Genomic DNA, 13,874 nt, shown 5'->3' with positions numbered 1-13,874 from the left:
TCTCTCTCAGGGCTTCACAATCCGAACTTCGTCCGGCCGCGGCACGACCATCTGCAAATTGACGCGCGCGGTCTGTTCAACTCGCCCATGCATCGCCCAGGCGCTCTGCTCCAGCTTCAGCTGACCCCACTCGATATCGAGCCGGTCGCGCTCGGCGTGCAGGCCCTGCAACTCGATGAACAGGCTGCGCGCCTCGTGTTTGCTCCACACGACCGAGATCGCCGCCGCGAGCAGCACCGCCCACAACATGGACATGACGACTTTGCCGCTCATGCCGCCAACCTCTCGGCCACTCGCATGACCGAACTGCGCGAGCGTGGATTCGCCGCGACTTCCGCTTCGCTCGGATGAATCGCCTTGCCGATCCGGCGCAGTTTCGGACGGGCGTGCGCGGGCACGTCGGGCAAGCCGGCGTACACGGGATCTTCCTGCGAATGCTCCTGCATGAAACGTTTGACGATGTTGTCTTCCAACGAGTGGAAACTGATGACGCACAGGCGCCCACGCGGCGCCAGCGCCGTCAGGCTGCCCGCCAATGCGGCGCGAATTTCCTCGAACTCGTGATTCACCTGAATACGAATGGCCTGAAACGTACGCGTGGCCGGGTGTTTGCCCGGCTCCCACTTGGGATTCGCCTGCGAAACGATTTCCGCGAGTTGCAACGTACTAACGATCGGCGCCTCGCGACGCGCATTCACAATGGCGCGCGCGATGCGCTTCGCAAACTTTTCCTCACCGAATTCACGGATGACCCGGGCCAGCTCGTGCTCGGGAGCCTTCGCCACGAACTCCGCCGCCGTGCTGCCGGAAGAAACATCCATGCGCATGTCGAGCGGGCCGTCCTGCGTGAAGCTGAAACCGCGCGCAGCTTCGTCCAGCTGCGGCGACGACACGCCCAGGTCGAGCAGCACGCCGTCGATGGCGCCTGCCAGCCCCATCTGCGTCACCAACGCGCCCAATCGCGAAAACGCACTGCTCACCAAAGTCATCCGCCCATCGTTGGCGAAGCGTTCGCGCCCGGCCGCGATCGCCGCCGGGTCCCGATCGAATGCAATCACCGCTCCCTGCGGCCCGACCCGCTCCAGGATCGCGGCGCTGTGGCCGCCGCGACCGAACGTGGCGTCGAGATACCGGCCGCCCTCGCGAATATCGAGCGCGACCAGCACTTCCTGCAGAAGCACCGGTGTATGCGACAACATGACCGGGGCCTTACAACGACAGCGATTCGAGCTCGGGGGGCAGCTCCTCGGCGGTTTCGTCGACCTTCAGCCACTGCTCGCGGCTGTCGTTCCACAACGCCTCGTCCCACAGCTCGAACCGGTTGCCCTGACCGATCAGCATCGCGGAGCGCGACAGCGTCGCGTACTCACGCAAGCTCGGCGGAATCAGGATGCGGCCGCTGGAGTCCAGCTCCAGGTCGGTGGCGTGACCGATCATCAGGCGCTGCAGCCTGCGCGCGACCGGATTCAAGGTCGGCAGGCGACGCAACTTCAGCTCGATCTCTTCCCACTCCGGCAGCGGATAAATGAGCAGACAACGGTCGGCGCGATCGACAGTCGCGATCAGCCGCCCGTTGGAGCGCTCCACGATGCGCTCGCGATAGCGCGTCGGCATGGCAAGCCGACCTTTGCTATCGAGAGTGACCTTGTTGGCGCCCCTGAACATGCCCCACTAACCCACGTGTTCCCACTTTTTCCCACCGATTTGCACTATAGGTACCCAACTCGTCGCGGTCAAAAAAATTTCGGGCATTTCCTGTTTAGCGACAGGCACTTAGAGCGTGAAGCTGGCGCCGTCAGCGAAAAACCCAAAAGGCGGCCTGACAGAAATCAGAGGGTTAGGAAACCTTCTTTGCGTGGCGTTGCACGAATCCGAGGGTTTGCCCGCAACTGTGTTTTCAACCAGTACAGGGAAAACCTTAACGCTCGGAAATGCGCAATCGAGGGGCAATGCGCGCCCGAAACAGGGCGCAAATCGGGCCGATCGTGGCGGCCGACGACGTGAGGAATTTGTCGACAGTGATGGGTCAATCAGCCCGCAGAGCGAACTCTAGCCTGAACGTCGTTTAGAAAAAATTAATGCCCTTGGAGAGAGCCAAGGGCGTGGTGGGAAAAGGAGTCGGCCGATAAGCCGGGTTCTGTCGAGGACAACCATTCATCTGCGATACGCGTCACCGCGTACCTCCAGCGACCTACCCGGGAGTCTGTGTGGGCCACACATGCGATCCAGTCCGAAGACCGGACCGCGCGCTCCCCTATTTGGTCTTGCTCCGGGCGGGGTTTACCGTGCCACCGAGTGTTACCACCGGCGCGGTGCGCTCTTACCGCACCATTTCACCCTTACCGGCGCTCGGCCGAAGCCGCGCGCTTAGGCGGTTTGCTTTCTGTTGCACTTTCCGTGGACTCACGTCCCCCAGGCGTTACCTGGCGCCTTGCCCTAGGAGCCCGGACTTTCCTCCACCCTTGCAAGCAAGAGCAGCGGTTGTCTGGCCGACTCCGCCATTAATGATACAGAAGCGGAGGGAAAGTTCCGGTAGAAGTTACTCGCGCTTGGCGCCGCTCAACTGCGTGGCGCGCGCGTACAAGTCGCCGCGCTTTTCGCCCGTTAATTTCGCGGCGATTTTCGCTGCCTGCGATGGCGGCAGATCTTCCAGCAACGTGCGCAGAAGTTGATCGGCGTTGAAGCTCTGCGCGCTGCTCGCCTCAGCTGTGTTGCCGCTCACGATGATGACGATCTCGCCGCGAGCCATATCTGCGTTTTTCTCGGCGATTTCACACAGCTGGCCCAGCGTTCCCGTATAGGTCGTCTCGAATCGCTTGGTGAGCTCGCGACTCACGGAAGCCGCGCGTTCAGCGCCGAATTCGGCGGCCAGATCGCGCAGGACTTCGGGGAGTCGATGCGGAGCTTCGTAAAAAATCATCGTACGGGCTTCGCTCACCAACTCTCTGAGGCGCGACACACGAGGCCCGCTTTTCGCGGGCAAAAAGCCCTCGAAAACGAAACGATCCGTCGGCAAGCCCGCGATCGACAGCGCCGCGATGGCTGCGCAGGGCCCCGGCACGACCGCGATTGAAACACCGCGCGCACGGGCATTGGCGACTAGATCGAAGCCTGGATCGCTGATGAGCGGAGTGCCCGCGTCGGACACGAGCGCGATGGATTCTCCAGCCAAGAGGCGCGAAATCAGCGCCTCGCTTTTCTGCATCTCGTTGTGCTCGTGCAACGAAGTAAGCGCTGTATCGATGCCGAACGCTTGCAACAATTGTCGAGTGTGCCGCGTATCTTCGGCTGCGATCAGCTGAACGCGCGACAGCACCTCGCGCGCTCGCGTGCTGAGGTCGCCGAGGTTGCCGATCGGCGTGGCGACGACGTACAGCGTGCCGGGCTCTACCGTAGATTCCATGTTAAATCCAGGGCTCATGCACTGACGCTACTACTGGGCATAGCTTCTATAATGCGCGGCGGCGCTTGCCGAGAGGATGCAGTGGAAATGAATGGCACTAAGACGGCTCGATTGGCGATGACGGGGCTCGCCTCCATGATACTGGCGATTGCCGTCACCGCCTGCATGCCGACACGCGTCGTCGAAGAAACGCCGGGCGTCGTCGCCGATCGCCAGGTCGGCCAGGCCGAGGCGCTGTCTCGGAAGGGCGACTACAAAGGGGCCGCTCGCTCGTATGAAGCTTTGGCCGCCCAGTCGCCCGGCGAATTGCGTGATCGTTTCCTTCTGCGCGCCTCGCGGGAGTATGTCCGCGCCGACGACACTGCTCAGGCGACGGCGCTGCTGAATCAGGTCAGCGCATCGCTGCCTCGTGCCGATTTTGGCTTGCGTTCTCTCGTGTCGGCGGAGCTCGCTTTGCGTGGCGGTCGGGGAGACAAGGCGCTAGCCGAATTGGATCGCATTCCGCAGCCGATTCCTCGTGAACTCTCGCCAGACGTTCTGGAAGTTCGCGCTCGCGCGTTGTTTGCGCTGAATCGCCCAGCGGCGGGTGTCACTGCTGCGCTCGAACGCGAACGTACGCTCAGCAGCCAGGAAGAAATTCGCGCGAATCAGCTGTTGATCTGGCAGGGCTTGCAGAAGAGCGCGGCAGGTAACGCAGATTTCACGGCGCCCGCGGGCTCAAGTCAGACGCTGACGGGCTGGCTCGATCTCGGTCGCGCGGCGCTCGGGACTGCGCGCAATCCGTTCTCGGCGAACGAGGACATCGCGCAGTGGCGTACGCGCTATCCGTCGCATCCGGCGAATTCGATGATTGCCGAAGACGTTCTGCCGCAACTCAACGTTGGCCTCAATTATCCGACGCAGATCGCGCTGATTCTGCCCCTGTCCGGACGCCAGCAGGCCGCCGGCATGGCGGTGCGCGACGGCTTTCTCGCGGCTCTGTTGCAGCAGGAAGCGAGCCGTCGTCCGTTGTTGAATGTTTATGACTCCGCCGAGATGGGCGCGACCACGGCGTATCGTCGAGCCGTTGCGGATGGCGCGCAGTTCGTCGTTGGCCCGCTGACCAAAGATGAAGTGACTGCCATTGCGACTTCGGGCGAGACGTCGGTGCTCACATTGGCGCTCAACCAGACCAACGACAACGTTTCTCCGCCGCCGATGTTGTTCCAGTTCTCGCTCGATCCGGAAGAAGAAGCGCGACAGGTGGCGCAACGTGTGACGGCGGATGGTCGCATGCGCGGGCTGGTGCTGTTGCCCAACAATGACTGGGGCCAGCGTGTGTTTCGTGCGTTCGACACGGAGTTGAAGACGCTCGGTGGCCAGATCGCGGGCATGAAGTTTTACGATCCTTCGGCGCGTGACTATTCGCAGCCGATCACTGAGTTATTGCTGATCAACGAGAGTCGTGCGCGGGCGAATGCGTTGTTTGCTGCGCTTGGCACGCGGATGGAGTTTGAACCACGCCGTCGTGGTGACGCGCAGTTTGTGTTCGTCGGCGCTCAGCCGGTGCAGGGTCGCTCGCTGCGGCCGGCTCTGCGATTTCACATGGCCGAAGAGCTCGCGGTGTATGCTACCTCGGACATCTTCGAGCCGGACGCGCAAGCAAACAACGATCTCGAAGGCGTGATCTTCCCCGACATGCCCTGGGTGATCTCTCCCGACGCCGCTTCCTCCGAACTGCGCACCACCCTGTCGCGTCACTGGCCCGTCCGCGCTCGCGGCCGAGGCCGTTTGTATGCTTTCGGCTTCGACGCCTGCCGCATCGTGCCGCTCCTCAAAGCCGGCCAATTCGGCAGCGCCCACGCCATCCCCGGCATGACCGGCCTGCTCTCCATCGACGAAAACGGCCACGTCAAACGCGAGCTCGACTGGGCCAAAGTCTCCGGCGGCCGCGCCACCCCGCTGGGCACCGCAGCCACGGCAGCGGTGCAGTAGCTGCACCAGACCACGCCGGCAAGATACGCATCAGCCTGCCGTCTTGCGGAGAATCCGCCGCCGCTGCGCGCTGGACGCTAGCCCGCGTTCAGCCCGGCGGCCTCGATCACGCAAACGAACGTGGCAATTATTTATTTAATTCGTAGCACTAAAAGTTAGCGACATTCAGACACTTGAGAATCTCCACAGGTGTTTTATCACATGATAATTCTGAGCAGAAAAAGTCCAGTGAATATGGCACCAGGCCACGCGTAACTACACCATTCCGAATCAGCAGTGCTACGCAATAGCCTGCCGTTTCTTTGCGAAATCGGATCGCCCGGTCGCGTTCCGTGCTGGCACGCTGGCGCAAGTTTTAATGCGGCGGAGTCAGCCATGGACGATTGGGAACGAAAGGCAATTGGCCTGCTCGGCGAGGAGTTGGCGCTCGCGCACCTGACTTCGCACGGACTGACACTCGTTACGCGCAACTATCGCGCAAAGGTAGGTGAGCTCGACCTGGTCATGTTGGACGGCAAGACCTTGGTTTTCGTGGAAGTGCGATGCCGATCCAGCAACCAGTACGGCGGCGCCGCGGCATCCATCACTTGGGAAAAGCAGCGCAGGCTCATCAGAGCCGCCGAGCACCTGCTGATGAAGCGCGCCGAACTCCGCTGCTACCCCGCTCGTTTCGACGTCATCGCCATCACCGCCGGCGAGCCCCAAGCCAAAGTCGACTGGATCAAGAACGCATTCACGCTATAGGCTCGCTCCATGCTCGAGACCACCGCTGAAACCACCTGCCCTCATTGCGGCGAATCCATCACTCTGTTCCTGGACCTTTCGGTCGAATCGCAGGAATACATCGAGGATTGCTCCGTCTGTTGCCAGCCCATGACCGTTTATTACAGCGCCGAGGGCGGCGAGCTCACCGATTTGCGGGTGGAATCGGCGAACTGAGACGTCGCGCCTGTGGGCCGGCTGGCGGCAGCGGGTAAGGTTCTGGCATGTGGCGCAAACTCCGCATTTTGATCCTGCTGCTGATTCTGCTGTTCGTCGCCTTGAACACGTACTTCGACCGTGTGTACTCGACGGACTGGAATATCCCGCTGCGCGTGACCGTCTATCCCATCAACGGCGATGACAGCGACGCAGTCGACGTATTCATCAATCAGCTAAAGCCGGATCGCTTCGAGGCGATGGAAGCATTCTTCGAGGAAGAGGCTGACAGTTGGGGCCTGGCCATGGAACGGCCGGTGCAATTCCAATCAGCGCCGCCGCTGGGCGAGCAGCCGCCCGCGCTCGATCGAAACGCGAATGTGCTCAGCATCATGTGGTGGAGCCTGCGCATGCGTTATTGGGCATGGCAGTCGCCGGACCTGCCGGGCGCGGCGCCGGACATCAAATTGTTCGTGATCTATCACGACCCAGCGATCACGCCGGCGGTGGCGCACTCGATCGGCATGCAGAAAGGTTTATATGCGGTAGTGAACGTGTTCGCCGACAGATCCATGATCGGCTCGAACGACGTCATCACCGCCCACGAGTTGTTACATACGCTGGGCGCGACCGATAAATACAATCCGAGCAACAACCAGCCGCTCAATCCCATCGGCTACGCAGAACCGGACAAACAGCCGCTGCTGCCGCAAGATTATGCGGAGCTCATGGGCGGCCGCATTCCAGTAACGAGCTCAAAATCGACGACGCCGGAGTCGTTGCGCCAAGTCGTGGTAGGCCAGCTGACTGCCGAGGAAATCGGCTGGTACAAGGAATAATCAGGCCAGCGCGCCGAGCACCGTCGGATGTAACTTGCCGTTGCTGGCGAGCACCGACGTCGTCTCCAACGTCAACGGCTTGCCCTCGAGATCCGTGAACTTGCCGCCGGCGGCCTCGACAATGACCGCGCACGCCGCGATATCGAGAATGTTCACATCCGACTCGACGACCACATCGATCTTGCCCGCCGCCAGCAAGTGATAGTGCAAAAAGTCACCGTAGCCACGAATACGATGCGCCCGCGCGACGAGCTTGCCGAACCGATCCCACTTCGGACCACTCGCCAGCGTCTTGAGATTGCCCGCTGAAATCGCGCCCAACTCGATGGCGTCGATCTCGCTCACCTTGAGAGGCTGATCGTTGAGCCACGCGCCCTGGCCGATCTCTGCCCACGCAAGCTCTCCATACACCGGCGCTGACGACACGCCGAGAATGAGCCGACCGCGATGCATGAGCGCGATCTGCGTGGAGAACATCGGATATTCGCGCACGAACGCCTTCGTGCCGTCGATGGGATCGACCAGCCACAGATATTCCGAATCCATCGCGCTCTGCCCCGTTTCTTCGCCATAAAAGCCATGCGAAGGAAACTTCGAGCTGATGACGTTGTGGATGACCTTCTCGGTCTCGACATCCGCCTCGGTCACGGGCGACTTGTCCGCCTTGATGGTGACTTGCAGGTTGCGCTGGTAGTAGCGGCGGATGACATCGGCCCCCGCGCGGGCGGCTTCAAGTGCGGTGGTCAGGAACGGCGAATTCATAAGAGTACGGACACTGGCCGGCAAAGGCCGACAGTGTACTACTCGCCGACCAGGATCAGCTTCCCCGTCTTCGGATCCCGATACACCTGTCCAACGGGCTCCATGCCCGCGCCCGCCGCCTGGCCGCGCAGGCCCTCCGGCAACTCGGTGAGCTCCCGACCCTGTTCGACCTGCTGGCCGCCTTCGGCGCTGCTCGATGTCATGTCGAGTGCCGGTTGCGCCGAGACCAGCGCGACGATCAGGCCACAGATAAACACGAGCATGATGTCCACGAGGTTGACCAGCGAGGCCTGCGGATCCTCGGGAGTCTCGTCGAATCGTGTGCTGGTCCAACGCCGCTTCATGCCTGCTGCTCCCACCGCTGCAGGGCCTCATCGTACCAACGCCGCCGTAGCCGGCCGATGATGAAGCCAACCACACCGGCCGCGAGCCCGAGCACCGTCGCATCGAAGGCGGTCAGCATCGCCTCGGCGAGCAAATTCAGATTGCCGTTACTCAGTGCCGTCAGACCAGGGCCAAGCGAGATCAGCGTGGCCATCAATCCAAGCATGGGCGACGTGCGAGTGAGGATGTCTGCCCGTTCGATGCGCCGATGAGCACGACGCTCGATGGCGGCGACGTCAGCCGGCCGCTCATTTCGACGTAACAACCCTCGCTCTCCCACCAGCACGCCGATATCGACGCACGCGAGCGCGATACAAACAAACAATCCAATGACGACCGGCACCAGCAACATGGGCACCAGCGCGTGTGTCCATTGAACGATAAATGAGCTCATGCGGAACGACCCTTCGGAGCAACGTAACGTCCGCGCAAGTAACCTGCGGACAGCAGAACGGCCACGACCACAACGATCAGCATCAGTCCCCAAGGCGACCGCCCGCCCGAGGGCTGCCCCTCAGCACTCTGTTGAGACTGCTCATTCGCAGCCTGCAACTCAGCCATCGTCGTGGGCGACGAAGCCGCCTTCGCATCGACGCGCGCACGGTCGAGTAATTGCTTGAGCGGCTCGATCTGATCCGCGCGCAGATACGGCTGAACCCACTGAAACACCGGATGATCCGGCTGGGTATGTCCGCTGCCAGGCAAGCCATGTTCGAGTAGCAGATCCACCCACTGCTGACTGAGCTGTTGCAAGGTCGCCGCGTCGGCCTGCCAGAATTGTTTTTCAGCCGCGACCAGCAGGATGGCCATCATGTTGGTCTTCACATGCACGTTCGAGCCCTGCTCCAGGAACTCGTCCAGCCCGAGGCCGTGACTATCGTCCAGATACACCTGCTTGACCTCGTCCCAGGCCCAGCTCTTGATCACATCGGGATTGGTCACCTGCCAGCCCCACAGATATTCCATGAACTCGCTGCCCATGGTGCGCGCGCCCGCATAGCCATGCTGCATCAGGGGTTTGATCCACGCTGGGTTCAGATAGCGCCCGCGCAGCTCGGCGAGCAAGGCGGCCGGGAGTGCCTGCATCTGCGGCTGTGACGGGTTCGAATGATCGGCGACGTGACTTGCCGGCACGCGACCGCTCAATGTTTCCACGGCAAGGCTCAAGCCGCCGAGATAATCGAACGCGTCGTTGTTATCCATCAAGCCGTACAGATTGCTGGAACGTCCGAGGTACGTGTTCCGCACGGCGCGCAGGTTGTTGCGTAACAGCTCTTGCTGAGCCTGGCTCGCACCATCGGCCGAGTACGCGTGACCGATGCGATCGATGTAGATCTTCGCGAGCTCCTTGCGATCGTTCCAGCTGCCCGATCGCTCGACCGCGCGATTGACGCCCGCGCTGTAATCGCCTGGCGAAGTCCCGAACACGCGCAGGCTGGCCTGCTTTCCGGCCTCGGCATGGCCGATGCCTTGTTTGATCAGCGCAGATGTTTCAATCACCCAATGACGGGCGACATGATTGCGAGACAATGGCTCATCGCCCGCGTGCGCCAGCGGTCCTAACGGCTCCAGCGCGGCACGCAGCGATGACGCGAGATCGGGGCGACTGCGCTCGATGGTACGGCGACTGCCATCCAGCGCCAGCAACACGGCCTTGTCCAGCCACACGATCTGCTGACCGAACAAATCACGGAACAGGCCCGACGTAACGAATACGGTGTCGGCGCGCATGCCCACTTCGTTCAAAGGCAGCCGCTCCAACCCTGCCACGATACCGCGACTGTTCCATTCGGGGGCCACGCCCAGCAGCGACAGACCGAATCCCACCATCGCGCCTTCATCGCGCACCGAATCGGACGCCCAAAGAATGACTGCCTCCTTGCCGTCCTCTTCCACTTTCGCGCGCGCCTCGGACGCCAGCTTCGAGCCGAGCGTGTAACCGAGCCGCGATGGAATCAGGCTGTTGTCGAGGCCATGAAAGTTTCTTCCCGTCGGCAGCGCCTCGGCATTGCGAATCGGATCGTTGCCCGGACCGGCCGGAATGAATCGACCCGACAGTCCGTGCAGCAGCGCTCGCATTTCATTCGATGGCGAGCTCTCCAGATTCCGACGCAGAGCCTCATCGCCCTTGCCCGCCTTCATCGACACCAGCATCGTGTTCAACGCTTCGGCGGTCCAAGGCTTCCCGAACACGTGCAGGCCCAGCGGCATGAAATCTTCTTGCAAGTGCGTGAGGTAGTGACCGATCTCGTGCACCAGCAACTCATCGTCCGCCTGTTCGAACGAGATGCCGCGCACCTTCAGCTCCGCATCCATGCTGGCGGTCAAGGCGTCCTTGAGATGCAACTCATCGATCAGGCCGCGCATGGACGCAGCTGCCTGCTTGCGCAACGCCGGATTGTTCGATGACTCGTAGCTCTCCACCAGTTGTCGCAGGCGCAAGAGGTCGTCGTAGAGCGGCGTCGCGGTGAGAGGCGGAATCAAATGATCCACGATCACAGCCAATCCCCGTCGCTTCGCCTGCAGCCCCTCGCCCACCCCATCGACGATGTAGGGATAGATCCCGGGAATGTCGCCGGCGATGAGCGCCGGATAATCGAGCTCATCCTGACCGACGCCTTTGCGCGGCAGGAACTCATATGTCGAATGCCGCCCGAGATGCACGATGGCATCCGCGCGAAACTCATGGCGCAGCCAGAAATAGAAAGCGAGATACTGGTGCGTCGGCGGGATGCTGGTGTTGGCGTGTAGCAACTCCTCGTTCAACTCCCAGCCGCGCGGCGGCTGTGGACCCACGAACACTTTGCCGAAGCGCACGCCTGGCAACACCAACTTGCCTTTGTTCACCATGACATTGCCCGGCAACTCGCCCCAGCCGCGCAACCCCTCGATGCCCGTGGCGGCAATGGCGCGAGTCAGCGAGTCGATGCGCGCTTCGTTACCGCCCTTGGTCAGCTGAATTTCATAAGCCGCCTGGAGCTGCTGAACCAGGTCCAAGGCCCGAGCGCGAGCAGGATGCTGAGCGCCTTCCAGCAAATGCTCGACCTCATGCAACGTGCGCGTGACTTGCCCGCGCGCTTCTTGCGGCAAGCGAGCCGCCTGAGCGGCCGACACGTTTGCTTGCAGCAAGGCTAACGGGCCGCCCGTCATTTCTTTCTGCAAAGCTTCGGGCAGCGTCGCGAACCATTTCGCGTATTGATCGGCGCTGACGTTGGCGACGCGCGCCGCCATCGCTCGCAACACATCGCCCTGCTCGGGAAGATTCACACCATCCTGCTGCAATTTCTCCAGCAACGCGGCGGATGACTCAGGCAACGGCCCGGTGTCATAGCCCTCGCGCTTCATTGCGCGCAGAATTTCCAGCAGCGAGGCCGGCACGTCGAGATTGTCCGCGCCGATGTTGTGACGCCCCGGCGGATGGTTGTAATAAACAATGGCAACGTGCTTGTCGGCGTTCTTGGTCTGCTGCAAACGAATCCATCGGTCGATGCGCGCAGTCAGCTGGCCCACCTGCGAGGGGATAGCCGCCACTTGCGTGACGGCGATGCCAGTGAGCGCATCCACTTGCGCGGCGGCCGCGGCAGCGACCACGATAGGCTGGCTGATACCTTGCAGCTCCGGCATGGCCACGCGGTAATAAACACTGTCCCAAGCAAGGCCGTGCTCGGACATTCGCCAACCGTCGGCGGTGACATCGTGCAAGCGCAACGCCTTCAGCACCGGCACATCCAATTGATCGAGATGCCGAGTCGCGACCGCGCGATCGCTGCTGCCACCGACGATGAAGTCCTGCACCGACACGATTGCGCCCAGGCGAGCGCCGACTTTGTCACGCAAGATCGCGAGCGCGTCGCTGCTCGGCTTGCCCCAACCAGCAAGCACAGTTAGGCAGTCCAAGGATCGCTCGCTCAGCGCGCGGCAGATCGCTTCGCTCAAAACGACGTCGGCGTGCTGATCCTCGAGCACCGCGACGACGCGCCGGCCCCCAGCCAACGGAAGCGTTTGGGCTGTGAACCATTCGCCCCGATAGTGAAAGCGCATGGGCAGCGCATCTTCGACGGGCTTGATGGCCGCGGCGGCCGCTCGATCCTGCTCGGACAGGAGCAATGCCAGCAACGAAATCAGATTCGATTCGCCGCGGTTCTGCCAGTAGGCTCGCCCTTGAATCCAAGGCGTCAGCTGTGGATGGCGTCGAACTGCGGCAGCGACGGTTTCCGCGCTAGCATCCTTCTCAGCGGTGAGAGATGACAACTCCGCATACCGCGGATCTTCTTCAGCAAACAAACGTTTGCCGCGCCATCGACTTTGACGCCCAAGCGCAGGATCGCCAGCCACAGCAATAACCTCGCGCGCCTGCGCTTCCGGCAGCAATGCCTGAATGCGCTGGGCCGTTTCCTTGAACACCGTTGCGAGCAGCAGCGCATCCGCGCCGCCGATCAGTTCCTGCAACTGCGCGTCGCTCAACGCATCGATCTGCGCCGTCGTTCGAAAGACCAGCCGATGTTGTGGCAGGCGTCGATTGAAATCGCGAGCCGCCTGCGCGAGATCGCCGGAGTTGCGCTCGGAAACGACCGCAACCAGCGTGGCCGCCGATGCGAGCAATGGAAGCAGCAGGAGCAACAAAAATCCGCACGAACGGCGGAGAACGAAGCGGAATTGCGAGCGGCGCACGTCCAGGACCCCGAAGCTGACCAACATCACGGCGCCGCCATTCAGCGTGCACCGAGTCTGTCGTCGCTGCAGGAATTCCCGCTCGTTCAGCACACCCCGGCTGCACGAAGACGACCACGGCAAGCTGGTCTCCTGGCTCGCGGCTTCGCGCCTTGCCATCACCTTCCCAGGCCGTTCAGCCCAGTGGCAGCCCCGATGTTTCAGGAGCTTCGATGGCGGCACCGCTTACAGTTGCGGGGGCAGCCCGGGCATTGCACCCGGTTCCCATTGCTTGTCGTTCGCGCGCACAGTGCGCGAAAACTCTGAGTTCGTCAATTTGGGTTCGTCAATTAATGACCGGCCGCCGGCTTGATGGGCACGGCGATTCCGGCCACCACCAGCGTCACCTGGTCGCACACCGCCGCGAGCGCCTGATTCAACCGCCCCTGCTCGTCCTGAAAGCGGCGGGACAACGGCGACAACGGGACGATGCCCGCGCCGACTTCGTTGGAAATCAACAGCACATCGCCGCGAACTGCTTGCAGCCATTGCAAAAATTCGCTGCGCTCGGACTCCCAGTTCGGCAGCACGGCAGTCGGCGCATCCTCGCGGAAATCTTTCAGCAATGCGTTCGATAACCACAGCGTCATGCAGTCGACGACCAGGATGGCGGGCTCGCTGTGATCGCGCAGTGCTTGCGCAAGGCCGGCTGGTGCTTCTAAGGTTCGCCATGTTGCCGGCCGCTCGGCACGATGCAGCGAGATGCGATGTTGCATTTCCTGATCGAGGGCTTGCGCCGTGGCAACATATGTCACGGAGATGCCTCGCGCCGCCGACAGCGACCTGGCCAACGCGATGGCGTGAGCGGTCTTCCCGGAGCGCGCGCCACCCAGAATCAGCCGTCGCCCGGCCGAAGTTCGCTCACCTGACTCGTTGTCTTTCAT

Annotated in this window: 13 protein-coding genes, 1 other RNA gene and 1 riboswitch; of the genes, 4 read left to right on the top strand and 10 right to left on the bottom strand. The window is 62.0% G+C overall.

Annotation, left to right across the window (positions count from 1 at the left end; translation table 11 throughout):
* Nucleotides 1–6: 6 nt before the first annotated feature.
* The 5 genes from ftsL to rsmI all read right to left on the bottom strand — a co-directional run bounded on the left by ftsL (nt 7) and on the right by rsmI (nt 3,403).
* Nucleotides 7–273, bottom strand: a complete 267-nt coding sequence (gene ftsL / locus VGD45_RS24615) for a cell division protein FtsL (RefSeq protein WP_331158023.1) — start codon at nt 271–273, stop codon at nt 7–9.
* Nucleotides 270–1,199 (bottom strand): 16S rRNA (cytosine(1402)-N(4))-methyltransferase RsmH, encoded by a 930-nt coding sequence (rsmH, locus tag VGD45_RS24610; protein ID WP_331158022.1) that lies wholly within the window; start codon nt 1,197–1,199, stop codon nt 270–272. The genes ftsL and rsmH overlap by 4 nt, the downstream gene beginning before the upstream one ends.
* A gap of 10 nt (nt 1,200–1,209) precedes the next feature.
* Nucleotides 1,210–1,665: a division/cell wall cluster transcriptional repressor MraZ gene (mraZ, locus tag VGD45_RS24605; protein ID WP_331158021.1), complete on the bottom strand. Its 456-nt coding sequence runs from the start codon at nt 1,663–1,665 to the stop codon at nt 1,210–1,212.
* A gap of 445 nt (nt 1,666–2,110) precedes the next feature.
* Nucleotides 2,111–2,497: RNase P RNA component class A (rnpB, locus tag VGD45_RS24600), an RNA gene on the bottom strand.
* Between the two features lie 42 nt (nt 2,498–2,539).
* Nucleotides 2,540–3,403 carry a 16S rRNA (cytidine(1402)-2'-O)-methyltransferase gene (rsmI, locus tag VGD45_RS24595; protein ID WP_331158020.1) on the bottom strand — a complete coding sequence of 288 codons (864 nt, stop codon included), beginning with the start codon at nt 3,401–3,403 and terminating at the stop codon, nt 2,540–2,542.
* Nucleotides 3,404–3,490: 87 nt separating this feature from the next.
* Between rsmI and VGD45_RS24590 the strand changes: the two genes are divergently transcribed.
* The 4 genes from VGD45_RS24590 to VGD45_RS24575 all read left to right on the top strand — a co-directional run bounded on the left by VGD45_RS24590 (nt 3,491) and on the right by VGD45_RS24575 (nt 7,134).
* Nucleotides 3,491–5,377: a penicillin-binding protein activator gene (locus VGD45_RS24590; RefSeq protein ID WP_331158019.1), complete on the top strand. Its 1,887-nt coding sequence runs from the start codon at nt 3,491–3,493 to the stop codon at nt 5,375–5,377.
* Nucleotides 5,378–5,752: 375 nt separating this feature from the next.
* Nucleotides 5,753–6,121 carry a YraN family protein gene (locus tag VGD45_RS24585; RefSeq protein ID WP_331158018.1) on the top strand — a complete coding sequence of 123 codons (369 nt, stop codon included), beginning with the start codon at nt 5,753–5,755 and terminating at the stop codon, nt 6,119–6,121.
* A 9-nt stretch (nt 6,122–6,130) separates the two neighbouring features.
* On the top strand, nt 6,131–6,316 hold the full coding sequence (locus VGD45_RS24580) for a CPXCG motif-containing cysteine-rich protein (RefSeq protein ID WP_161813035.1): 186 nt from the start codon (nt 6,131–6,133) through the stop codon (nt 6,314–6,316).
* Nucleotides 6,317–6,363: 47 nt separating this feature from the next.
* Nucleotides 6,364–7,134 (top strand): hypothetical protein, encoded by a 771-nt coding sequence (locus tag VGD45_RS24575; protein WP_331158017.1) that lies wholly within the window; start codon nt 6,364–6,366, stop codon nt 7,132–7,134.
* Here the strand turns inward: VGD45_RS24575 and VGD45_RS24570 are convergent, their stop codons facing one another.
* The 5 genes from VGD45_RS24570 to cobU form a co-directional block, all read right to left on the bottom strand.
* Complete coding sequence (locus VGD45_RS24570; RefSeq protein WP_331158016.1) at nt 7,135–7,896, bottom strand: inositol monophosphatase family protein; 762 nt, start codon at nt 7,894–7,896, stop codon at nt 7,135–7,137.
* Nucleotides 7,897–7,934: 38 nt separating this feature from the next.
* Nucleotides 7,935–8,240 carry a DUF2149 domain-containing protein gene (locus tag VGD45_RS24565; RefSeq protein WP_331158015.1) on the bottom strand — a complete coding sequence of 102 codons (306 nt, stop codon included), beginning with the start codon at nt 8,238–8,240 and terminating at the stop codon, nt 7,935–7,937.
* On the bottom strand, nt 8,237–8,674 hold the full coding sequence (locus VGD45_RS24560) for a MotA/TolQ/ExbB proton channel family protein (protein WP_331158014.1): 438 nt from the start codon (nt 8,672–8,674) through the stop codon (nt 8,237–8,239). Before VGD45_RS24560 ends, VGD45_RS24565 begins: the two co-directional genes overlap by 4 nt.
* A complete protein-coding gene (locus VGD45_RS24555) occupies nt 8,671–13,074 on the bottom strand; it encodes a cobaltochelatase subunit CobN (protein ID WP_331158013.1) in 4,404 nt (1,467 codons plus the stop codon). Before VGD45_RS24555 ends, VGD45_RS24560 begins: the two co-directional genes overlap by 4 nt.
* Nucleotides 13,055–13,271: riboswitch (cobalamin riboswitch) on the bottom strand. (Overlaps the previous gene by 20 nt.)
* A 9-nt stretch (nt 13,272–13,280) precedes the next feature.
* Nucleotides 13,281–13,874: a bifunctional adenosylcobinamide kinase/adenosylcobinamide-phosphate guanylyltransferase gene (cobU, locus tag VGD45_RS24550; protein WP_331158012.1), complete on the bottom strand. Its 594-nt coding sequence runs from the start codon at nt 13,872–13,874 to the stop codon at nt 13,281–13,283.

This window comes from Steroidobacter sp. (genome assembly GCF_036402275.1).
Classification (GTDB): domain Bacteria; phylum Pseudomonadota; class Gammaproteobacteria; order Steroidobacterales; family Steroidobacteraceae; genus Steroidobacter.
The sequence above is the reverse complement of the archived record's forward strand: the minus strand, read 5'-3'. Positions and strand labels throughout refer to the sequence as shown.